2 protein-coding genes are annotated in these 26057 nt (G+C 52.8%); both read left to right on the top strand.

Annotated elements, in window-relative coordinates; genetic code table 11:
• Positions 1-272: 272 nt before the first annotated feature.
• Positions 273-13148, top strand: a complete 12876-nt coding sequence (locus tag BSQ33_RS06930) for a non-ribosomal peptide synthetase (RefSeq protein WP_088133722.1) — start codon at positions 273-275, stop codon at positions 13146-13148.
• A gap of 15 nt (positions 13149-13163) precedes the next feature.
• Positions 13164-26057: a non-ribosomal peptide synthetase gene (locus BSQ33_RS06925; protein ID WP_088133721.1), complete on the top strand. Its 12894-nt coding sequence runs from the start codon at positions 13164-13166 to the stop codon at positions 26055-26057.

The raw sequence follows: 26057 nt of genomic DNA, 5'->3' as shown, positions 1-26057 counted from the left end.
GCGTCAAAATAATGTCACTTGATTGTCAGAGAGCGAATGAGGTAATTTGGATTGTAAATGATATCTATCAGCTCAAGTTCGTTATAAATATAAAGCCTAAGGATAGAAAATATAAATAATAATACGTTTGTCATTAACTGATTGTAATTTTTGGTTACATCATATCTAGCATATATGAGGTTTTAGTGTCTGGTATTAAACATATCAGATGCTCTTTGTCTTATGCGTAAAATACAAATAATAAAAAAATAACAAATGAAGGTTGGTGCTATATGAATTCGAATATTCGCAAAGCAAGTAAGCAAGGTTCGCATCTTCACGCTCAGTCCAATGTGTCTCCTCCTATACCACTTTCGACACCACAGAAAGGAATCTGGTTCGCTCAGCATATTGTTGACCATGTCGGCCCACGGGTATTCAAAGTGGCTGGTTATCTGGATCTGCCGGGGCAGATTAATCCTGAAATGATGGAAGCAGCGGTGAGACAAGGTGTCGGAGAAGCTGAAACATTTCATATCGAAGCGGGTTACCACGAAGAGACATTGCAGCAAACGGTTGAGTATTTTGCTGATTGGGAACTCCCTTTTATTGATTTATCTCGGGAGGCGGATGCTGATGCGGTAGCAATGGCATGGATGGAAAAACGACTTGATCATCCTGTCTCGGCTGGTGATAGAACACGCCTATTCGAGTTTGCTTTGCTAAAAGTTCATGCCGAACAATATTATCTCTACTGTAGCGCCGACCATATTACCACTGACGGATATGGCTTCATGATGGTTTTGGCGCGTTTTGCTGAAATATATTCTGCATTACATGCCGAACAGCCGATTCCTGAGTGTCAATTACTCGGGGTTGAAGCCTTGTTGGAGGCTGAAAGCGCTTATCGTGATTCTACGGGTTTTACGCGTGATCGTGAATACTGGCTGAACTATATGGCGCAGATGCAAACCTACCAACCGGTTTGTCTGGCTGGACAAAATGCGGCATGTTCTCAAGTGCTCAGTGAATGGCATCAGCTTCCCCTTGATGTTTATCAGGGATTGCAGGGATTAGCCGAACGTTACAAGACCAATCTCGCAACACTGATGACCGCGCTGACTTCGGTTTATCTACATTTGATGACCGGAGAATCATCAATGATGCTCGGTTTTACCCACCGAGGACGAATGGGGCGAACGCTACGTAAAACAACAGGTATCGCGGTCAATATTTTGCCTCTCGGTATTCATATCCATGCGGATATGACATTCGATGAGCTGCTCGAACAAGTTGCCCTACATGTTGGGAAAACATCCCGACATTCTCGTTATTACAGTGATGACCTGCGACAAGAATCGAAACATTCAGGCGAGCAAGAATGTTGGTATAGCACCGTACTTAATTTTGTTCCTTCGGAATATGAACTGTTTTTTGGCGATGTCTCCGCAACAGTCGTCAATACAGCAATTGGCCCGGTTGATGATCTATCGTTTACATTTTATGACCGCGGGCCGCAGCAGGGATTAACGCTCTATCTCAATGCCAACCATGACCTGTATGAAAGGCACGACATTCAGCGTCATTTGAAGCGATTGGAATCCTTTCTGACAGACTGTGTTCGTGCTGAATCGGATGTGACTTATCCCGCGCAGTTAAGTGTTTTGTCTCATGAAGAGCGCCATCTCGTGCTCGACACCTTTAACCAGACCGCAATGCCCTATCCCGAGCAAGCATGTCTGCACCAGTTATTTGAGTCACAAGCGGCGCAGACACCCGATGCTACCGCGGTGGTTTCAGGGAATGACTCGCTGAGTTATGCCGCATTGAATACGCAAGCCAATCAGTTAGCCCACCGTTTGATTGCACTGGGTGTCACACCGGGCAGCTATGTTGCGGTGATGGTTGAGCGCAGCTGTGCCATGGTCACGACCTTGCTGGCGACCCTCAAAGCGGGCGGTGCCTACGTCCCGCTCGACCCGTTGTTCCCGTCCGAGCGATTGCAATACATGGTGGCCGACAGCCGTCCGGTGGTTCTGATTAGCGACGGCAGCGTTGATGTTGCGCAGACATTCGGTGAGCAGGCGGCCCAGTTACAGGTGCTTGAGCTCAATCGTGAATCGCTGGCGGATGAGCCGGTGAGCAATCCCGAAGTGGCAACCCTGAGCGGTGATCATCTGGCGTATGTGATTTATACCTCTGGCTCAACCGGACAACCCAAAGGGGTGATGGTGCCGCACCGGGCCGTGGTCAACTTCCTGACCAGTCAGCAGCAGCAACATCAGGTGAGTGGTGATGACCGTTTATTAGCGGTGACAACGATATCCTTTGATATTCATGTGCTTGAAATCTATCTGCCTCTGTCCAGTGGTGCCGCCCTGCATTTGGCGGATAAAGCGCTGGCCCGTGATGGTGAAGCATTGGCTGCTTATCTGGATAATCAGGCGATTACCCTGTTTCAGGCAACCCCGGCGACATGGAAACTTTTGCTGGCAGCAGGGTGGCAGGGCTCGCCCCGTTTAACCGGACTGATTGGCGGAGAATCCTTCTCGAAAGTGCTGGCGGATGAGATTGTTGGTCGCGTCGGTCGTTTGTGGAATATGTATGGCCCGACGGAGACGACGGTCTGGTCAGCGACCCATCCTTTGCACGTCAGTGATGCGGGTGTCCTGATTGGTCAACCGATTGGGAATACCCGAATTTATATTCTGGATGAGAGACACCAGCCGGTTCCGGTGGGAGTCAGTGGTGAGATTTACATTGCCGGCGCCGGGGTAACGGCCGGATATCTCAATCGCGATGATTTAACCGCCGAGCGGTTTATCGCAGACCCGTTTGTTGCTGAATCCGGAGCGTTGATGTACCAAACCGGTGACTTGGGTCGTTGGGATAGTGAGGGTCGGATTCGCTGTTTAGGCCGGAGTGACTTTCAGGTCAAGATTCGGGGATTCCGAATCGAGCTGGGTGAAATCGAGTCGCTGATGCAGGGGTATGCTGGCATTGCAGATGCGGTGGTTGCTGCGCCTGAGATGGCGGACGGAGAGCCACGGCTGGTGGGTTATTATGTGGCGGAAGACACTGCGCAATCCGGTGAGGATTTTGAGGAAGGATTGAAGGCCGAGTTACGCCGTCGTTTGCCGGATTACATGGTGCCGGGGATTTATATTGCGTTAGATGCTTTTCCGTTAACCCCGAATGGCAAGGTTGACCGAAAGGCTTTACCGGCGGTTGATGCAAGTGACTTACCGCAACGGGCTTATGAGCCGCCACAGGGAGATGTGGAAGTTCAGCTGGCTGAGATTTGGTCGGGTCTGTTGGGTGTGAGTCAGGTAGGGCGTCATGATGACTTCTTTGAACTGGGCGGTTATTCGCTGGTTGCGATGCAGTTGATTTCCCGAATTCGTCAGCGATTTCAGGTTGAACTGGCATTAGCCACCGTGTTCAGCCAATCGATGCTATCTGCATTGGCAAGCGCGATTGATGAAGCCACACCGACGCAACAAAAAACGGTTATTGAACCGTTAGACGCTGATGTCGTGCCGCCTTTATCTTTGGCGCAACGGCGGTTATGGCTGCTATCGCAAATCGATGATGTGGCAACAACAGCGTACGTGATGGTCGGGCGTTTCACCTTGCGTGGTCAACTGGATGTCACTGCATTACAACAAGCGTTTGACCACATGCTTTCCCGTCATCACATCTTACGGACTTGTATTGATATCCACGATGGTGAGCCGGTGCAGAAAGTACTGCCGGATGGGCAGCGGATGAGGCTCACTCAGATCAATGCTGATGATGTTCAAGCGATTGCCTCATTTGCCGCCGATATGGATCTATTCTCTGGGCCGCTATTTCAGGGGCAATTGATTGCTATCGATGCAGAAACACATATTTTGCGTCTGGCGATGCATCACATTATTACCGATGGTTGGTCGATCAACCTCTTGATGAAAGAAGTTAGCCAACTTTACCGGGCTTTGGTTGAAAATACGCCGAATCCATTATCACCGTTGACGATTCAGTATGGCGATTTTGCCGCATGGCAACAGCAACATATTCAGGATGCGCTGTTACAGCAGCAAAGTGAATATTGGGTTGAACAGTTACGCGGCATTCCAGAGTGTCTGACATTGCCTGCTGACCGCGCTCGTCCATCCAAACAGTCCTTTGACGGCTCAGAAGCAAAACTTGTTCTCGATAAAACATTGACCACAGCACTGCAAAAATTGAGTCGGGCACACGGTTGTACCCTCTACATGACTTTATTAGCCAGTTGGTCCGCATTGATGGGACGTCTTGCCAGTCAGGATGATGTGGTGATTGGCTCGCCGATCGCGGGCCGGACCCGGGCTGAACTTGAGCCACTGATCGGCATGTTCGTTAATACGCAGGCGATGCGAGTCGACTTCTCTGACAATCCAAACACGATTGACCTGTTGTCACAGGTGAAAGCAACTGCTCTGGCGGCACAAGCGCATCAGGAGATTCCGTTTGAGCAGGTGGTGGAATCCGTCGCACCGAAACGCAGTTTATCGCATTCGCCGATTTTTCAGGTGATGTTCGCTTTACAGAATGTCCCTGATGGTGATTTGCAATTACCGGGGCTGTCGATCTCACCGGTTGAAGCTGAAGTCTCAACCGTACAGTTTGATTTGAGCCTATTTGTGTCTCCGACAGATGATCAGCTTGAAGCAACCCTGCATTATGCCACGGCTCTCTTTGATGCAGGCACCGTTGAACGCTATCTCGGATACTGGCACGCTTTGTTACAGCAGATGGTCTCGGTACCTACCCAAGCGGTTGGCTCACTGAATATCCTCCCGGACGAGGAACGTGACCTTGTGCTCAATCAGTTCAACCAGACCCAAACCGCATTCCCTGACGCATCCTGTCTGCATACGCTGATTGAAGCGCAGGTGGCTCGCAGCCCAGACGCGACCGCGGTGGTGTTTGACGACCAGTCGCTCAGTTATGCCGAGCTTAATGCGCAGGCGAACCAACTGGCGCACTGGCTGATTGAACAGGGCGTGCGTCCGGATAGTCGGGTTGCGGTCTGTCTGGAAAGAAGCTGTGAGCTGGTGGTATCTCTGCTGGCGATTCTCAAAGCGGGTGGCGCGTATGTTCCGCTCGACCCGGGTTATCCGAGTGAGCGACTGACGTATATGTTATCCGACAGTGCGCCGGTGGTCTTGCTGACCTGTGACAGTTTAGTGGCACGTCTGGGAGAGATTCCGGACACCACACGTTTAGTCGATTTGGCCTCTCCGGTGCAACCATGGCTTGATAGTCCGACAACCAATCCTGTGGTAGCTGAGCTGACCAACCGTCATCTGGCATACATCATTTACACGTCGGGCTCGACCGGCTTACCGAAAGGGGTGATGAACGAGCACCGCGGTGTGGTCAATCGTCTGCACTGGATGCAACAAGACTACGGGTTTGGTCCGGATGATGTGGTATTGCAGAAAACCCCGTTCAGTTTTGATGTGTCGGTGTGGGAATTCTTCTGCCCGCTTTGGTCGGGGGCGACATTACTGATGGCGAAACCCGAAGGGCACAAAGACCCGGATTACTTAAAAACCCTTATGACCACCCAAGGGGTAACGATTGTGCACTTTGTCCCCCCAATGTTGCAGAGCTTCCTTGAGGTGGTCAGCCCTGATGATTGTCCGAGCCTGCGCTTGGTGTTCTGTAGTGGTGAAGCGCTACCGGCGGAAGCGATACGCAAGAGTTATGCGCGTTTACCCCAGATTGAATTACATAACCTGTATGGGCCGACGGAAGCGGCGGTGGATGTGACAGCATGGCACTGTCCACGGCAACTAGCGGGAGACCGGGTTTCAATCGGTCGTCCGGTTGCGAATACTCAGATGTATGTCCTCGATAGTGAGGGGCATCCGGTACCGGTGGGTGTTGAAGGGGAGTTATACATTGGTGGTGTTCAGGTCGCACGGGGTTATCTCAACCGTGATGAGCTGACGGCTGAGCGGTTTGTTGCCAATCCGTATACCGCTGATGAGCACGCTCATCCGTTGATGTACCGTACCGGCGATGTGGGTTGCTGGTTACCGGACGGCACGATTGAATATCGGGGCCGCAATGATGACCAGGTCAAAATCCGTGGTTTCCGGATTGAGCTGGGTGAAATCAGCTCAGCGCTACAAGGTTGTACCGGTGTACAGGATGGTGTGGTGGTTGCGCGAGCCTTCGGTACCCGTTCTGAAAAACAGAGCGCTGATAAACAGTTAGTCGGTTACTACACGGCGGTTGACACGAATGTTGTGCCGGATGTGGCAGCCCTGAAAGCCGAGTTGTCTGAGCGCTTACCGGCGCACATGGTACCGGCGGTGTATGTGGTGATTGATGCGATGCCATTAACACCGAACGGCAAAGTGAACCGTAAGGCATTACCGGAGCCGGATATCAGCGCGGTGGTACGGCATGAATATCAAGCGCCGGTGGGTGATGCGGAGCAGCAACTGGCAGCCATTTGGTCAGAGCTTTTGGGTGTTGAACAGGTGGGTCGTGCCGACAACTTCTTTGAGTTGGGCGGTCACTCCTTGCTGGCGGTGCGGATGGCCGATCGTTTGCGACAACACGGTTATCAGTTAGTGATCCGTCATCTGTTTTCCCGTATCACACTGGCAGAATTGGCTGAAACATTAGAAATACAAGAAGCGAGCTCTGAGAACGAGATTCCAGCGAATCTGATTCCGGCTAATTGCCAGCATATCACGCCGGAGATGTTACCGTTGGTGACACTCGATCAGAAGGCGATCGATGTCATCAGTCAGACCGTTGAGGGCGGAACCGCCAATATTCAAGATATCTATCCGCTGGCACCGCTACAGGAAGGTATTCTGTTCCACCATGTGTTGGCGCAGCAAGGTGACCCTTATGTGACGCGTGTGATTCAAAGCTTCAATCATGAAGCTGATATTGATACTTTCATCACGGCGCTTCAGCACGTGGTGCAACGACATGACATTCTGCGCACTGCGGTTGTCTGGGATGGTATCGACACTCCGGTTCAGGTTGTTTGGCGCGAAGCCCCGGTTGTGTTGCAAACATTATCAGTCACTCAACTGGATGATGCTCATTGTGGCGATGATGGGGACCTTGAGCGAGTGGCGGATCGTTTATGTCGTCACTTTGAACCGGCGCACACACGAATGGATATTCAGCGCGCACCGATGATTGAAGCCTATAAAGTGGCCGATCCTGCGGAAGGCCGTTGGTTACTCTGTTTTCTGCTTCATCACTTGTGTAACGATCACACCACACTGGAATTACTGATCGAAGAGGTGCAAGCCTATATTGCCGGTCGTGAAGCGTCACTGCCAAGACCATTGCCGTTCCGTGACTTTGTCGCGCAAACAACGCTGAACGCCAATCACGATGCACATCTTCACTATTTCCGTGAGTTGCTGGGTGATATCGATGAACCTTGTGACCCATTCGGGCTACAGGCATCCGGTGACGATGCGCACGTCGAAGCAACCCATGTGGCGATAGCTGACGATGTCGCACGAACGATTCGTGAGTTGTCCCGTCGTTTCAGTATCAGTCCGGCGGCGCTGTTCCATCTTGCTTGGGGCGTGGTTGTTCAGCGAGCTACCGGACAAGACGATATCGTCTTCGGTACGGTGCTGTTCGGCCGTATGGCCGGTGGTGAAGGCGCGGATCGGGTCTTGGGGATGTTCCTCAACACATTACCATTACGGCTCTCTTTTGCGGATGCATCGGTTGAATCGGCACTGATACAGACTCAACAGCGTTTGGCTGAATTACTGGAACATGAACATACGTCTCTTGCCTTGGCACAACAGTGCAGCGGTTTGAGTAATCACACCCCACTGTTCAGTTCGCTTTTGAACTATCGTTATCAAGGGGGCAGTGCTCAGACCGATTCGGCAGACCAAGAGATACTCGGCTCCCTTGAGATTGCCGCAGAAAATACCAACTATCCGCTGACAGTCGCTGTCAACGATATTGTGACGGGTGGTTTTTCACTGGATATTCATGTCAATTCGCGTCTTAGTGGTGAGCGACTTGGTGGCATGTTGATGACCGCCTTGACCGAACTCGTGAGCACTCTTGCTGCTCAACCATCTGCACCCGTAAACCAACTCACCATTTTGGCGGATCGTGAACGCGACCTCGTGCTCAATCAGTTTAACCAGACCCAAACGTCATTCCCTGACGCATCCTGTCTGCATACGCTGATTGAAGCGCAGGTGGCCCGTAGCCCAGACGCGACCGCGGTAGTGTTTGACGACCAGTCGCTCAGTTATGCCGAGCTTAATGCACAGGCAAACCAACTGGCGCACTGGCTGATTGAACAGGGCGTGCGTCCGGATAGTCGGGTTGCGGTCTGTCTGGAAAGAAGCTGTGAGCTGGTGGTCTCTCTGCTGGCGATTCTCAAAGCGGGCGGCGCGTATGTTCCGCTCGACCCGGGTTATCCGAGTGAGCGACTGACGTATATGTTATCCGACAGTGCGCCGGTGGCCTTGTTGACCTGCGATAGTTTAGTGGCACGTCTGGGAGAGATTCCTGAAACAACCCGTTTAGTCGATTTGGCCTCTCCGGTGCAACCATGGCTTGATAGTCCGACAACCAATCCGGTAGTGGCAGCGCTGACCAACCGTCATCTGGCATACATCATTTACACGTCGGGCTCGACGGGTTTACCGAAAGGGGTGATGAACGAGCATCGTGGCGTGGTCAATCGTCTGCACTGGATGCAACAAGACTACGGGTTCAACGCAGATGATGTGGTATTGCAGAAAACCCCATTCAGTTTTGATGTGTCGGTGTGGGAATTCTTCTGCCCGCTGTGGTCGGGCGCTACATTATTGATGGCGAAACCCGAAGGGCACAAAGACCCGGATTACTTAAAAAACCTTATGACCACCCAAGGGGTAACGATTGTGCACTTTGTCCCCCCAATGTTGCAGAGCTTCCTTGAGGTGGTCAGCCCGAATGATTGTCCGAGCCTGCGCTTGGTGTTCTGTAGTGGTGAAGCGCTACCGGCGGAAGCGATACGCAAGAGCTATACGCGTTTACCCCAGATTGAATTACATAACCTGTATGGGCCGACGGAAGCGGCGGTGGATGTCACGGCATGGCACTGTCCACGGCAACTGGTGGGTGACCGAGTTTCAATCGGACGTCCGGTTGCCAATACGCAGATGTATGTGCTCGACAGTGAGGGGCATCCGGTACCGGTGGGTGTTGAAGGGGAGTTATACATTGGTGGTGTTCAGGTCGCACGGGGTTATCTCAACCGTGATGAATTGACGGCTGAGCGGTTTGTTGCCAATCCGTACGACAAGCATCACTATCCGGTGATGTACCGTACTGGCGATGTGGGTTGCTGGTTACCGGACGGGACGATTGAGTATCGGGGCCGCAATGATGACCAGGTCAAAATCCGTGGTTTCCGTATCGAGCTGGGTGAAATCAGTTCAGCACTACAAGGTTGTACCGGTGTTCAGGATGGTGTGGTAGTTGCGCGAGCATTCGGTACCCGTTCTGAAAAACAGAGCGCTGATAAACAGTTAGTCGGTTACTACACCGCGGTAGACACGAATGTCGTGCCGGATGTGGCAGCCCTGAAAGCCGAGTTGTCTGAGCGCTTACCGGCGCACATGGTACCGGCGGTGTATGTGGTGATTGATGCGATGCCATTAACACCGAACGGCAAAGTGAACCGTAAGGCATTACCGGAGCCGGATATCAGCGCGGTGGTGCGGCATGAATATCAAGCGCCGGTGGGTGATGCGGAGCAGCAACTGGCAGCGATTTGGTCAGCGTTGTTGGGTGTTGAGCAAGTGGGCCGTGCCGACAACTTCTTTGAGTTGGGCGGTCACTCCTTGCTGGCGGTGCGGATGGTGTCACGGGTGCGTGAGCAGTTGGGGCGGGAATTATCACTGACGACACTGTTTTCTCATTCGACATTACATGAAGTGGCAGCGCTGCTTGAGGATGCACAAGGTTCAACCTTACCTGCGATTACGCCACTGCCAGAGGGGCAAGCCATTCCACTATCTCTGGCGCAAAAACGCTTGTGGTTCTTATCTCAGATGGATCCTGACTCTGTTTCAGCCTATGTGATTTCCGGTGGGTTGCGTCTGGAAGGTCAGTTAAACATTGATGCATTACAGCGGGCGCTGAATCAGATTGTGTCGCGACATGCACCGTTACGGACGCACTTTGTCGATCTCGATGGTGTTCCTGTACAGGTTGTCGGTAAAGCCTGGCATGAGTTTCCGATGTCTTGGCTGGATGGGGAGACATTAATCGATGAGTTGTCACCATTCCAGCCTGAATTCGAGTTAACCCGAGGCACATTGATTCAAGGACAATTGATCCGTATTCACGAAAACGAGCATTGGCTGCGCATAGCGATGCACCATATGATTGCTGATGGTTGGTCAATTGGCGTGCTGACCCGTGAACTTTCGACATTGTATCGGGCATTCTGTCAGGGACTACCCAACCCGTTACCACCATTGCGTATTCAGTATGGTGATTATGCGGCATGGCAGCAGGCCCATTTGCAGGGCGAGGTATTGCAACGTCAACAGCAGTATTGGACGAAGCAACTGCATGATATTCCGGATTGTCTGACATTACCGACAGACCGACCTCGTCCGGCGACACAGAATTACACCGGTGCGGCGGTTTCGGTTCATTTATCGCCATCACTCACTGCGTCTTTACGTGAGTTTAGCCAACGCCATCGCAGTACGCTCTATATGACTTTATTAGCCGGATGGTCTGTGGTCATGAGCCGTCTTTCCGGTCAGGACGATATTGTGATCGGTTCTCCGGTCGCCGGACGGACGCAAACTGAACTGGAAGACCTGATTGGGATGTTTGTTAACACTCAGGCACTCCGGGTCAACTTAAGTGAACAGCCGAATAGTGTTGCGTTGTTAAATCAGATTAAAACAACGTCGTTGCAGGCACAGGCGCATCAAGATATTCCGTTTGAGCAAGTGGTTGAGGCGGTTGCTCCCACACGAAGTCTCGCTTACAGCCCGATTTTTCAGGTGTTGTTTGCATTACAAAACTTACCGGAAGAGAAGATTGAGCTTGGTGGGATGACCTTGTCGTTATTGGCTGAAGAATCCACGAGTGCCCAATTTGATCTGAGTTTAATCGTCCATGAATCAGCGGATCGCATTGAAGGGATGCTCAATTATGCAACTGCGTTATTTGAGCCGGAAACCGTGCAGCGTTACCTCAGTTATTGGATCACCGTATTAGAAGGGATGGTCCGTCAGCCTGAGTTACCCGTCGATGCTCTGCCGATGCTTACCGACAGTGAGCAGCAGCATATGCTGCAACACTTCAATCAAACCGACTTTGACTACCCGTCCGATTGTGGGGTTCATACGCTGTTCAGCCAACAGGCGAGCACTGCACCGGATGCCATCGTGCTCATCACCGAAGCGGGTGAATGGCGTTATAGCGAGCTAGAGGGAAGTGCCAATGCGCTGGCGCACCGCTTACAAACTTTGGGTGTGATCCCCGGTCAGCGAGTCGCCGTGCGGTTGCCGCGTTCAGCCGCGTTAGTGGTGGCAGAGCTGGCGATTTTAAAATGTGGTGGGGTGTATGTACCGCTCGACCCGGCAGCGCCGACGGAGCGACTGGATTATGTATTAAGCGATAGCGGCGCAACGCTCATGCTTGCAGAAGCGGGGACTGCGGATGATGATTCATCTTTACCCGTCCTGGAGATAACCTCATCGCTGCTTAATGAAACCCGTGATGAAGCCGTGTCGGTTGCGGTACAAGGTGACTCACCTGCCTATGTGATGTACACCTCAGGCTCAACCGGTCAGCCAAAAGGTGTCGTGGTACCACACCGGGCCATTGCAAGGCTGGTCCTGAACAACGGCTATATGGCGGTGCAACCTTCAGACCGGATTGCGCTGGCGGCTAACCCCGCATTCGATGCGACCACGTTAGAAGTGTGGGCACCGCTGCTCAATGGCGCGGCGGTGGTGGTGATTGAGCAAGAGACGCTCCTGAACGTCCATGCCTTTGCCCAAGTATTAACGCAGCATCAGGTCAGTATTCTGTGGCTGACGGTCGGCTTGTTTAATCAGTATGCCCAAGGGTTGCAATCGGTATTCCCCAACCTGCGTTATCTGTTGGTCGGTGGTGATGCGCTTGACCCGGCGGTAATTCGTCGGGTGCTGTCTGAGAGTGCCCCGCAGCATCTGCTCAATGGTTATGGTCCGACGGAAACCACAACATTCGCCCTGACCCATGAAATCACCGCGGTGGATGAACATGCGGTGAGCATTCCGTTGGGTCGTCCGATCGGCAATACCCAAGTGTATTTACTCAACAGTCACGGTCAGCCGGTACCGCAAGGTGTGGTTGGTGAGCTGTATATCGGCGGTGACGGGGTGGCATTGGGTTATCTCAATCAAGCGGAATTAACCGCAGAGCGGTTTGTGCCGGACCCGTATGCCTCGTCAGCGAATGCACGGATGTACCGGACGGGAGACCTGGGGTATTTACGCGCAGACGGAACGATTGAGTTTGTCGGTCGCAATGATTTTCAGGTCAAGGTGCGCGGTTTCCGGATCGAGCTGGGCGAGATTGAGTCAGCGTTAGTGTCGTGTGGCGTGGCTTCAGCGGTGGTCATCGCGACGGGTGATTCCGCATCAAAACGTCTGGTGGCTTACTTCACTCAGGGAGAAGAGAGACTGACAGCGGGTGAGCTGAAGTCCCGTTTGGCGGCATGTTTACCGAGTTACATGGTACCGGCGGCGTATGTTGCGCTGGCAGAGATGCCGTTGACGGCTAACGGTAAAGTTGACCGCAGAGCATTGCCGGAGCCGGATGAAACGGCGTTGGTTCGTCAGGAATATGAAGCACCGCAGGGTGAATTGGAAGAGATGGTTGCTGAGATCTGGCAAGCGTTACTGCCGGTAGCCGCCGTCGGTCGTCAGGACAGTTTCTTCGAGTTGGGGGGACATTCATTGCTGGCTGCCCAATTAATTTCAAGAATTCGCAATGAACTGGATTTGGAAGTGCCATTGGTTGAGCTTTTCTCTCATCCCACATTAGCCGCGTTCAGTCAACGTGTGGCTTATATCGGTCTTGCTGAGTTTGATGTCAGCGATTTAATGGATTTAGCAGAATAATGGGAGTCATACACCATGAGTACAAATGATGATTTGGGTGCATCGATGAATAACTTGTCTGGCGATGATGTCGTCAAATTATTTGAGCTGGCAAAAGCAAGAGGCCTGAAACGAAAAAAGAAAGACAAGCCTGCCGCCATTGAACCTGTCGCCCGCTCTCCGGAAGGAGAGCCTTTAGCACTGGCACAGCGACGGATCTGGTTTCTGTCTGAAATGGAGACGAGTGCATCCGACGCCTATATTATCAACGGTTCATTCCGGCTGAAAGGTCTGCTGAATATCGACATCTTACGACAAACACTGGATCACATGGTCTCCCGCCATGAAGCCCTCAGAACCATTTTTATTACGCGGGACGGGCAACCTTTCCAGCAGATGATGCCAGCGGATACCGGATTCTTACTTGATGAGATCAATCTTGATCAAGTCGATCTCTCTGAGCCTTATTTGCCCCATTTTGATCTCTCGGCAGGGCCATTGGTCAGAGCTGAATTGATCCATGTTCAACAAAATGAGTTCGTGCTGCGTGTTGCCCTCCACCATGCCATTGCCGATGGATGGTCGATGAGCGTGTTTATCCGCGAAGTCGGTACCTTATATGCCGCATTGTGTCAGGGACAAAGTAACCCGCTGCCCCCGTTACCGATTCAGTTCGCTGATTATGCCCACTGGCAACAATCCCTCGCTGAATCTGTTATTCCCCGTCAACGGGATTACTGGGTCGGACAACTGAAAGATGCACCGGAGTGTCTGGCGCTTAAAACCGATTTTCCACGTCCGTCGGTGCAGGATCATGCCGGTGCCAGTGTGAATTTTACGTTGGACCGGACGTTAACTGCTGCTTTGAAAGCCTTGGGACAGCGCCATGATACCACCCTGTTTATGACGCTGTTTGCCAGTTGGGCGACGTTAATGAGCCGTCTGGCCAGTCAGGATGATGTGGTGATCGGTGCGCCTGTCGCCGGGCGAAATCGTGCTGAGTTAGAAGGTTTGATTGGGATGTTTGTCAATACGCAGGCGCTGCGAGTTGATTTAAGTCAGCAACCCAATACGCCCGCGTTACTGGCACAAGTGAAAACCACGGCACTGGCTGCGCAGTCCAATCAGGATATGCCGTTTGAACAGGTGGTTGAGGCGGTACTGACGAACCGTAATCCAGCGTATACACCGTTATTTCAGGTGATCTTTGCCCTCCAGAATCTGCCGGACTCAACCTTGAGTCTCCCCGATATCTCTTTATCTCCGGAAGAAGAACCGTTTAGGACTGCAAAATTTGATTTGAGTCTGCTGCTCAGTGAATCTGGCGACACGCTGTCTGGTTATCTGAATTATGCGACTGCTTTGTTTGAAAAAGCGACGGTTGAACGCTATCTCGGCTATTGGATCCGTTTACTGCAAGGGATGGTCGAGCAGCCTGAGTTACCAGTGACTGCATTACCAATACTCGATGACGAGCAATTTCACACCGTCATCCATCAATACAATCAGAATCGTTACGATTATCCCGCAGATAAGGGCGTTCATACGCTGTTTGCTGAGCAGGTCAATGCATCGCCCGATGCGACAGCGGTGGTGACTGATGATGGTGATCTGACTTATGCGGTACTGGAGGCGCGGGCGAATGCATTCGCTTACCGACTGCAAACACTTGGCGTTCAGCCGGGACAGCGCGTCGCTATTCTGCTGCCGCGTTCAGCAGCTTTGATTCAGGCGGAACTGGCGATTCTGAAAGTCGGCGGGGTGTATGTGCCGCTTGATCCAACGGCTCCGACAGAACGACTGGATTATATACTGGACAATAGTGGTGCGACGGTTTTGATTGCTGAGCCCGGTGCGACAGCGGATTATCCGACGCTCACGGTATTGGAGATCGATGCATCATTGGTCAATGAGACTCGCGAGCAACCCGTGTCGGTTCCTGTCAGTGGAGATGCACCGGCTTACGTGATGTACACCTCGGGCTCAACCGGTCAGCCAAAAGGCGTTGTAATCCCTCATCGGGGCATTGCCCGACTGGTGATCAATAATGGTTATATAACCGTTCAGCCTGCGGATCGGTTTTCGTTCTCAGCCAACCCCGCGTTTGATGCAACCACCTTCGAAATATGGACACCATTGCTCAACGGTGCTGCGGTGGTCGTGATTGATCAAGATACCTTATTGAACGTCCAAGCGTTTGAGCAAGCATTGATTGATCATCAAGTCAGTGTTTTGTGGATGACGATCGGTCTATTCAATCAATATGCGCAAGATTTGAAAACCGTGTTACCGGGACTGCGCTATGTACTCTTTGGCGGGGATTCGCCTGATCCAATGGTGATCCGACGGATGCTGTCCGAGGGCGCCCCACAGCATGTGGTGCACTGCTATGGCCCCACAGAAACCACCACATTTGCGACAACACATGAAGTAACAGCCGTGGATGAGGATGCGGTGAACATTCCGCTTGGCTATCCGATTGGCAACACACAGATATATCTGCTGAACGATCAGAGACAACCGGTGCCACAAGGGGTTGTCGGTGAATTATATATTGGTGGTGACGGTGTCGCGTTGGGATATCTTAATCAAGATGAATTGACCGCAGAACGTTTTATTCCTGACCCGTATTCATCACAGCCGAATGCACGGATGTATAAAACCGGTGATCTGGGTTACAGACACCCTGACGGCACACTCGAATTTATCGGCAGAAATGATTTTCAGGTCAAGATTCGCGGATTTCGTATCGAGTTAGGTGAAATTGAAGTGGCATTGCTTTCAAGCGGTGCTGACAGTGCGGTCGTGCTTGCCCAAGGTGAAGATGCCGGCTCGAAACGGTTAGTGGCTTATTTTACCACTCAAGATCCGCAGATCACGGCAGCGGAACTGAAATCACGATTAGCTGAGCGATTGCCTGATTACATGGTGCCGAAAGCCTATGTTGCACTGGATCACATGCCGTTGAACGCCAATGGTAAAGTTGACCGCAAGGCTCTGCCGGAGCCGGATGAAAGTGCGTTTGTCCGTCAAGCGTTTACTGCACCAGAAGGTGTCGTTGAATCGACTTTAGCTGAGATCTGGTCGGCGTTACTCGGTGTTGAACAAGTGGGCCGGGATGATAACTTCTTTGAGCTCGGAGGTCAGTCGTTACTGGCTGTGCAAATGATCGAACGGTTACGTCAACAGGGCTATCAGATGGTGATCCGGGATCTGTTCGCCCGGCCAACTTTGGCAGCATTAGCTGAAACCTTGGTCGCTCATACCACGAACCCACAAAGCAAAATTCCGCCGAATCTGATTCCCGCAGGTTGTCAGCATATCACACCAGAGATGTTACCGTTGGTGACGCTGAGCCAGCCAGAGATTGATCGGATCAGTCAGACCGTCGCTGGCGGTGCCGCGAATATTCAGGATATTTATCCGCTGGCACCACTTCAAGAGGGGATCTTATTCCACCACTTACTGGCCGAACAAGGTGACCCATACATTACCCGATTTATTCAGAGTTTCAGATGTGAAGCGGAAATCGAGACATTTATCAGCGCCCTTCAGCATGTGGTGCAGCGGCATGATATTTTACGGACGGCTGTCGTTTGGGATGGACTGGAGACCCCCGTCCAAGTGGTGTGGCGCGAAGCGCCGGTCGTGTTGAAAACACTTCAGGCAGCGCAACTTGAGCACGTTGAACCGACGGGGGATGTGGCTGATGCGCTGAGTCGTCACTTTGATCCGGCCCGGACACGGATGGATATCCAGCGTGCACCCATGATTGAAATCTACAAAGTCGCAGATCCGGCGCAAGATCGCTGGCTGTTATGCTTCTTATTCCATCATCTGTGTAATGATCACACCACACTGGAGTTACTGGTTGAAGAAGTACAGTCTTACATGACGGGGCGGGAAGCGATGCTGCCCAAGCCGTTACCGTTTCGTAACTTTGTCGCGCAAACTACTCTGAACCAATCTGACCGCGATGAACATTTGCGCTATTTTCAGGCATTGCTGGGTGATCTTGATGAGCCTTGTGTGCCATTCGGCCTACAAACACAAAGTGAGCTGACGGAAGGGGTACATGTCGCGATTGATCCGCATTTGGCAGATCAGGTGCGCGTACTGGCACGTCAGAAAGGTTTGAGCCCTGCCGCGTTATTCCATCTTGCCTGGGGGCTGGTGGTGCGCATGGCGACGGGGCAGGACGATGTCGTCTTCGGCACGGTACTGTTCGGCCGGATGGCCGGCGGTGAAGGGGCTGATCGCGTGCTAGGCATGTTCCTCAATACGTTACCATTACGGATCTCTTTTGCAGGAGCATCGGTAGAATCAGCGCTGGCTCAGACCCAACAGCGATTGGGTGAGTTACTTGAACATGAACATACGTCATTGGCTTTGGCGCAACAGTGTAGTGGCTTGAGCAATCAGACACCGTTATTCAGTTCTCTTCTCAACTATCGTTATCAAGGCGGCAGCGCACAGCATACTGAGGAGAGTGATGCGCTGGGAACCGTGGTTTTTGCTGCCGAAAATACCAATTACCCATTGACCGTGGCGGTTAACGATATTGTCAACGGTGGTTTCTCGTTAGATATCCATGTCAGTCGGAGCATCGGTGGCGATCGGATTGGCGCCATGCTCGTGACGGCACTGAATGGGTTGGTGAACACGCTGATGACACCGTCTGATATCTCGCTTCCTGAGACATCCATTGACCAATTGGATCTGTTGCCTGTTGAAGAGCGCCACCTTGTGCTCGACACCTTTAACCAGACCACAATGCCCTATCCCGAGCAAGCATGTCTGCACCAGTTATTTGAGTCACAAGCAGCGCAGACACCCGATGCTACCGCGGTGGTTTCAGGGAATGACTCGCTGAGTTATGCCGCACTGAATACGCAAGCCAATCAGTTAGCTCATCGTCTGATTGCACTGGGGGTCACACCGGGCAGCTATGTTGCGGTGATGGTTGAGCGCAGCTGTGCCATGGTCACGACCTTGCTGGCGACCCTCAAAGCGGGCGGTGCCTACGTCCCGCTCGACCCGTTGTTCCCGTCCGAGCGATTGCAATACATGGTGGCCGACAGCCGTCCTGTGGTTCTGATTAGCGACGGCAGCGTTGATGTTGCGCAGACATTCGGTGAGCAGGCGGCGCAGTTACAGGTGCTTGAGCTCAATCGTGAATCGCTGGCGGATGAGCCGGTGAGCAATCCCGAAGTGGCAACCCTGAGCGGTGATCATCTGGCGTATGTGATTTATACCTCCGGCTCAACCGGACAACCCAAAGGGGTGATGGTGCCGCACCGGGCCGTGGTTAACTTCCTGACCAGTCAGCAGCAGCAACATCAGGTGAGTGGTGATGACCGTTTATTAGCGGTGACAACGATATCCTTTGATATTCATGTGCTTGAAATTTATCTGCCGCTGTCCAGTGGTGCCGCCCTGCATTTGGCGGACAAAGCGCTGGCCCGTGATGGTGAAGCGTTGGCTGCTTATCTGGATAATCAGGCGATTACCCTGTTTCAGGCAACCCCGGCGACATGGAAACTTTTGCTGGCAGCAGGGTGGCAGGGCTCGCCCCGGTTAACCGGACTGATTGGCGGAGAATCCTTCTCGAAAGTGCTGGCGGATGAGATTCTTGGCCGCGTCGGTCGTTTGTGGAATATGTATGGTCCGACGGAGACGACGGTCTGGTCAGCGACCCATCCTTTGCATCTCAGTGATGCGGGTGTCCTGATTGGTCAACCGATTGGGAATACCCGAATTTATATTCTGGATGAGAGACACCAGCCGGTTCCGGTGGGTGTCAGTGGAGAGATTTACATTGCCGGCGCCGGGGTAACGGCCGGATATCTCAATCGCGATGATTTAACCGCCGAGCGGTTTATCGCAGACCCGTTTGTTGCTGAATCCGGAGCGTTGATGTACCAAACCGGTGACTTGGGTCGTTGGGATAGTGAGGGTCGGATTCGCTGTTTAGGCCGGAGTGACTTTCAGGTCAAGATTCGGGGATTCCGAATCGAGCTGGGTGAAATCGAGTCGCTGATGCAGGGGTATGCTGGCATTGCAGATGCGGTGGTTGCTGCGCCTGAGATGGCGGACGGAGAGCCACGGCTGGTGGGTTATTATGTGGCGGAAGACACTGCGCAATCCGGTGAGGGTTTTGAGGAAGGATTGAAGGCCGAGTTACGCCGTCGTTTGCCGGATTACATGGTACCGGGGATTTATATCGCGTTGGATGCATTTCCGTTAACCCCGAATGGCAAGGTTGACCGAAAGGCTTTACCGGCAGTTGATGCAAGTGACTTACCGCAACGGGCTTATGAGCCGCCACAGGGAGATGTGGAAGTTCAGCTGGCTGAGATTTGGTCGGGTCTGTTGGGTGTGAGTCAGGTAGGGCGTCATGATGACTTCTTTGAACTGGGCGGTCACTCATTAATCGCTATTCAGCTCGTGTCTCGGATCCGAGTTGCACTTGGGCTTGAAATCTCGCTGACCACGCTGTTTGCTCATCCGGTACTGTCTGAGTTGGCTGCCACATTGCAAGACCGCGATCTGACGCCATCACAGCAACGTCTTCCTGCGATTACGCGGGATGCCAGTCAACAAACCCCACCGTTGTCGTTGGCACAACAACGGCTATGGTTCCTGTCACGGATGAATCCGGCAGCATCATCGGCTTATATTATTGCCGGTGGCACCAGACTGCACGGACGATTGAACATCGAAGCACTTCAACAGGCGCTGGACCGGATTGTCGCCCGGCATGAAATTCTACGCACACATTTCATTGAATGTGACGGGCTGGCAACGCAGGTCATCACATCTGAAACCGTTGGTTTCCCTTTGGTGATGGAAACGCAAACGGACGTCCCTTTCCAGCCTCAATTCAGTCTGGATAGCGGACGCTTACTTCAAGGACAGTTGGTTCGTATCAGTGACGAAGAGCATTGGTTGAGAATTGCGATGCATCACATCATTTCCGATGGTTGGTCGGTCAATGTGTTCATCCGTGAACTGGGAGAATTGTATAACGCGTTTACTCAAGGTGATGCGGATCCGTTGCCACCGCTGAGCATTCAGTATGGTGATTTTGCCGCATGGCAACAGCGCTATCTACAAGGGGACGTTCTGCAACAGCAACAAGCTTATTGGGCGCAGCAGTTGCAGGGCATTCCTGAATGCCTGACTTTACCGACCGATCATATCCGGCCTGCTTATCAGTCCTATGACGGTGCAGTCATTCCAGTGCAGTTTGATCAGGCCATCACTGACGGGCTGAAAGATTTAAGCCGTCGTCATGGTTGTACGCTTTACATGACTTTATTAGCCAGTTGGTCCGCATTGATGGGACGTCTTGCCAGTCAGGATGATGTGGTGATTGGCTCGCCGATTGCCGGACGTACCAGTGCGGAAGTTGAACCTTTGATCGGCATGTTCGTCAATACACAGGCGATCCGAGTTGATCTGTCTGATCATCCGAACACGATTGATTTGCTGGCGCAGGTGAAAGACACGGCACTGGCGGCACAGGCCCATCAGGATATTCCGTTTGAGCAGGTGGTGGAGTCGGTTGCACCAACAAGAAATATGTCTCATCCGCCACTGTTCCAAGTGATGCTGAGTTTGCAAAATACACCGCAAGAAACACAGGCGCTATCTGGTGTCACCCTTTCCTTATTGGAAACCGAACGTCGGACCGCGCAGTTTGATTTGAGCTTAGATCTCTTTGAAATGGATGGTCAGCTCTCCGGAACGCTGAACTATGCCACGGCTCTCTTTGATGCAGGCACCGTCGAACGCTATCTCGGATACTGGCACGCTTTGTTACAGCAGATGGTCTCGGTACCTACCCAAGCGGTTGGCTCACTGAATATCCTCCCGAACGTTGAACGCGACCTCGTGCTCAACCAGTTCAACCTGACCCAAACCGCATTCCCTGACGAAGCTTGTCTGCATACGCTGATTGAAGCGCAGGTGGCCCGCAGCCCAGACGCGACTGCGGTGGTGTTTGACGACCAGTCGCTCAGTTATGCCGAGCTTAATGCACAGGCAAACCAACTGGCGCACTGGCTGATTGAACAGGGCGTGCGTCCGGACAGCCGGGTTGCGGTCTGTCTGGAAAGAAGCTGTGAGCTGGTGGTCTCTCTGCTGGCGATTCTCAAAGCGGGCGGCGCGTATGTTCCGCTCGACCCGGGTTATCCGAGTGAGCGACTGACGTATATGTTATCCGACAGTGCGCCGGTGGCCTTGCTGACCTGCGACAGTTTAGTGGCACGTCTGGGAGAGATTCCGGCGACAACCCGTTTAGTCGATTTGGCCTCTCCGGTGCAACCATGGCTTGATAGTCCGACAACCAATCCTGTGATAGCAGCGCTGACCAACCGTCATCTGGCATACATCATTTACACGTCGGGCTCGACGGGTTTACCGAAAGGGGTGATGAACGAGCACCGCGGTGTGGTCAATCGTCTGCACTGGATGCAACAAGACTACGGGTTCAACGCAGATGATGTGATATTGCAGAAAACCCCGTTCAGTTTTGATGTGTCGGTGTGGGAATTCTTCTGCCCGCTGTGGTCGGGGGCGACATTACTGATGGCGAAACCCGAAGGGCACAAAGACCCGGATTACTTAAAAACCCTTATGACCACCCAAGGGGTAACGATTGTGCACTTTGTCCCCCCAATGTTGCAGAGCTTCCTTGAGGTGGTCAGCCCTGATGATTGTCCGAGCCTGCGCTTGGTGTTCTGTAGTGGTGAAGCGCTACCGGCGGAAGCGATACGTAAGAGCTATGCCCGTCTGCCCCAGATTGAATTACATAACCTGTATGGGCCGACGGAAGCGGCGGTGGATGTCACCGCGTGGCACTGTCCACGGCAACTGGCGGGTGACCGGGTTTCAATCGGACGTCCGGTTGCCAATACCCGGATGTATGTGCTCGACAGTGAGGGGCATCCGGTACCGGTGGGTGTTGAAGGGGAGTTATACATTGGTGGTGTACAGGTTGCGCGGGGTTATCTCAACCGTGATGAGCTGACAGCGGAGCGGTTTGTTGCCAATCCGTATACCGCTGATGAGCACGCTCATCCGGTGATGTACCGTACCGGCGATGTGGGTTGCTGGTTACCGGATGGCACAATTGAGTATCGGGGCCGCAATGATGACCAGGTGAAAATCCGTGGCTTCCGTATCGAGCTGGGTGAAATCAGCTCAGCGCTACAAGGTTGTACTGGTGTTCAGGATGGTGTGGTGGTTGCGCGAGCCTTCGGTACCCGTTCTGAAAAACAGAGCGCTGATAAACAGCTAGTTGGTTACTACACCGCAGCACAGGCGGATGCGGTGCCGGATGTGGCAGCCCTGAAAGCCGAGTTGTCTGAGCGCTTACCGGCGCACATGGTACCGGCGGTGTATGTGGTGATTGATGCGATGCCATTAACACCGAACGGCAAAGTGAACCGTAAGGCATTACCGGAGCCGGATATCAGTTCAGTGGTACGGCATGAATATCAAGCACCGGTGGGTGATGCGGAGCAACAACTGGCAGCGATTTGGTCAGCGTTGTTGGGTGTTGACCAAGTGGGTCGTGCCGACAACTTCTTTGAGTTGGGCGGTCACTCCTTGCTGGCGGTGCGGATGGTGTCACGGGTGCGTGAGCAGTTGGGGCGGGAATTATCACTGACGACACTGTTTTCTCATTCGACATTACATGAAGTGGCAGCGCTGCTTGAGGATGCACAAGGTTCAACCTTACCTGCGATTACGCCACTGCCAGAGGGGCAAGCCATTCCACTATCTCTGGCGCAAAAACGCTTGTGGTTCTTATCTCAGATGGATGCACAGGCCACGGCGGCTTATACCGTGCCGAGAAGTGTGCGTTTGCAAGGCAAATTAGATGTCGATGCATTGCAACGGGCGCTGGATCAGATCGTTGCCCGACATGCTGCATTACGGACTCATTTTGCACTTGTTGCTGATGAGCCGATACAAGTGGTGAGTGCACCGAGTGTCGGGTTCCCGTTAACCTACCTTGACGGGGAAGGCGTGATGGATGAGCTTGCGCCACTGTCGCCAACGTTTGATCTCACTCAGGGCCCCTTGATTCAGGGACAATTAATTCGCGTATCTGATCGGGAGCATTGGTTACGGATTGTCATGCACCATATGATTACCGATGGCTGGTCGATGGGGATCTTTAATCGTGAGTTGGCTGCACTGTACACCGCTCACTGCAATGGTCAGGTTGATCCGCTGCCGCCACTGACGCTCCAGTATGGTGATTATGCGGCATGGCAACAGACGCATTTACAAGGCGAGGTGTTGCAACGTCAGCAACAGTATTGGCACGAGCAGTTACGTGATATTCCGGATTGTCTGACATTGCCGACGGATCGGCCTCGCCCGGCGCATCAAGATTACAGTGGCGCAAGTTTACCGATCACGGTCAGTCGCGAGTTGACCGAGCAACTGCGTCAATTGAGTCAACGCCGTGGTTGTACGCTTTACATGACGCTATTGGCCGGGTGGTCCGTGGCGATGGGGCGTCTCTCCGGTCAGGACGACATCGTGATTGGTTCTCCGATCGCCGGACGAACCCAGAGTGATGTGGAAGGCTTGATCGGGATGTTTGTCAATAGTATGGCAATGCGGGTTCAGTTGACCGAAGGGCTCAATACACAAGATTTGCTTGCGCAAGTCAAAGAGACGGCACTGGCGGCACAAGCCAATCAGGATATGCCGTTCGAACAAGTGGTTGAAACTGTTGCACCGGTGCGCAGTTTGTCTCATGCACCGATTTTCCAAGTGATGTTCGCGTTGCAAAATACGCCGACAGATCAGATACAACTTCCTGAACTGACTCTGGAAGCGTTAGACAATGCACTTTCAACGGCCCAGTTTGACCTGAGTCTTGAAATTCATGAACACGACGGCGGCCTCAATGGTTATTTAACCTACGCAACTGCGTTGTTTGAGCCGGAAACCGTGCAGCGTTACCTCAGTTATTGGATCACCGTATTAGAAGGGATGGTCCGTCAGCCTGAGTTACCCGTCGGTGCTCTGCCGATGCTCAGCGACAGTGAGCAGCAGCATATGCTGCAACACTTCAATCAAACCGACTTTGACTACCCATCCGATTGTGGGGTTCATACGCTGTTCAGCCAACAGGCGAGCACTTCACCGGATGCCATCGCGCTCATCACCGAAGCGGGCGAATGGCGTTATAGCGAGCTAGAGGGAAGTGCCAATGCGCTGGCGCACCGCTTACAAACTTTGGGAGTGATCCCCGGTCAGCGAGTCGCCGTGCGGTTGCCGCGTTCAGCCGCGTTGGTGGTGGCAGAGCTGGCGATTTTAAAATGTGGTGGGGTGTATGTACCGCTTGATCCAAATGCGCCTGCCGAACGTCAGCGTTATGTTCTGGATGACTGTGGTGCCGAGGTGTTACTGACTGAGTCGGAAACGACACCGGATAGCTTATCACTCAAAGTCTTGACGCTGAGTGAATCACTGCTGAACGAACATCGCGAAGAAGCGGTGTCGGTTGCGGTACAAGGTGACGCACCTGCCTATGTGATGTACACCTCAGGCTCAACCGGTCAGCCAAAAGGTGTCGTGGTACCACACCGGGCCATAGCAAGGCTGGTCCTGAATAACGGCTATATGGCGGTGCAACCTTCAGACCGGATTGCGCTGGCGGCTAACCCCGCATTCGATGCGACCACGTTAGAAGTGTGGGCACCGCTGCTCAATGGCGCGGCGGTGGTGGTGATTGAGCAAGAGACGCTCCTGAACGTCCATGCCTTTGCCCAAGTATTAACGCAGCATCAGGTCAGTATTCTGTGGCTGACGGTCGGCTTGTTTAATCAGTATGCCCAAGGGTTGCAATCGGTATTCCCCAACCTGCGTTATCTGTTGGTCGGTGGTGATGCGCTTGACCCGGCGGTAATTCGTCGGGTGCTGTCTGAGAGTGCCCCGCAGCATCTGCTCAATGGTTATGGTCCGACGGAAACCACAACATTCGCCCTGACCCATGAAATCACGGCGGTGGATGAACATGCGGTGAGCATTCCGTTGGGTCGTCCGATCGGCAATACCCAAGTGTATTTACTCAACAGTCACGGTCAGCCGGTACCGCAAGGTGTGGTTGGTGAGCTGTATATCGGTGGTGACGGGGTGGCGTTGGGTTATCTCAATCAAGCGGAATTAACCGCAGAGCGGTTTGTGCCGGACCCGTATGCCTCGTCAGCGAATGCACGGATGTACCGGACGGGAGACCTGGGGTATTTGCGCGCAGACGGAACGATTGAGTTTGTCGGTCGCAATGATTTTCAGGTCAAGGTGCGCGGTTTCCGGATCGAGCTGGGCGAGATTGAGTCAGCGTTAGTGTCGTGTGGCGTGGCTTCAGCGGTGGTCATCGCTACGGGTGATTCCGCATCAAAACGTCTGGTGGCTTACTTCACTCAGGGAGAAGAGAGACTGACAGCGAGTGAGCTGAAGTCCCGTTTGGCGGCATGTTTACCGAGTTACATGGTACCGGCGGCGTATGTTGCGCTGGCAGAGATGCCGTTGACGGCCAACGGTAAAGTTGACCGCAGAGCATTGCCGGAGCCGGATGAAACGGCGTTTGTCGTCCGGCAATACGAAGCGCCGAAAAATGCCATGGAGACGACGCTGGCTGACATTTGGTGTCAATTACTCAATGTCGAACGAGTGGGACGTCAGGATGACTTCTTTGAATTAGGGGGACACTCATTATTGGCGGTCCGGCTGATTTCTGAAATTCAGCACCACCTCCATATTGAGGTGACGATTACAGAACTTTTTGAGCACTCAGTGCTATCTGCGTTAGCGATGAAGCTGGCTTACATCAAACTTTCTGCTTTTGCATCACAAGATATTGAAAATATGGCGCAGCGTTTAGCCAAAGGAAAGAAATAA

The sequence above is a fragment of the Vibrio gazogenes genome, from assembly GCF_002196515.1.
GTDB lineage: Bacteria > Pseudomonadota > Gammaproteobacteria > Enterobacterales > Vibrionaceae > Vibrio > Vibrio gazogenes_A.
This window is presented reverse-complemented; position numbering and strand designations above follow the sequence as displayed.

Bases quoted from the DNA above. Each gene is read 5' to 3' on its own strand.
- BSQ33_RS06930 (WP_088133722.1), top strand. From the start codon at position 273: ATGAATTCGAATATTCGCAAAGCAAGTAAGCAAGGTTCGCATCTTCAC.
- BSQ33_RS06925 (WP_088133721.1), top strand. From the start codon at position 13,164: ATGAGTACAAATGATGATTTGGGTGCATCGATGAATAACTTGTCTGGC.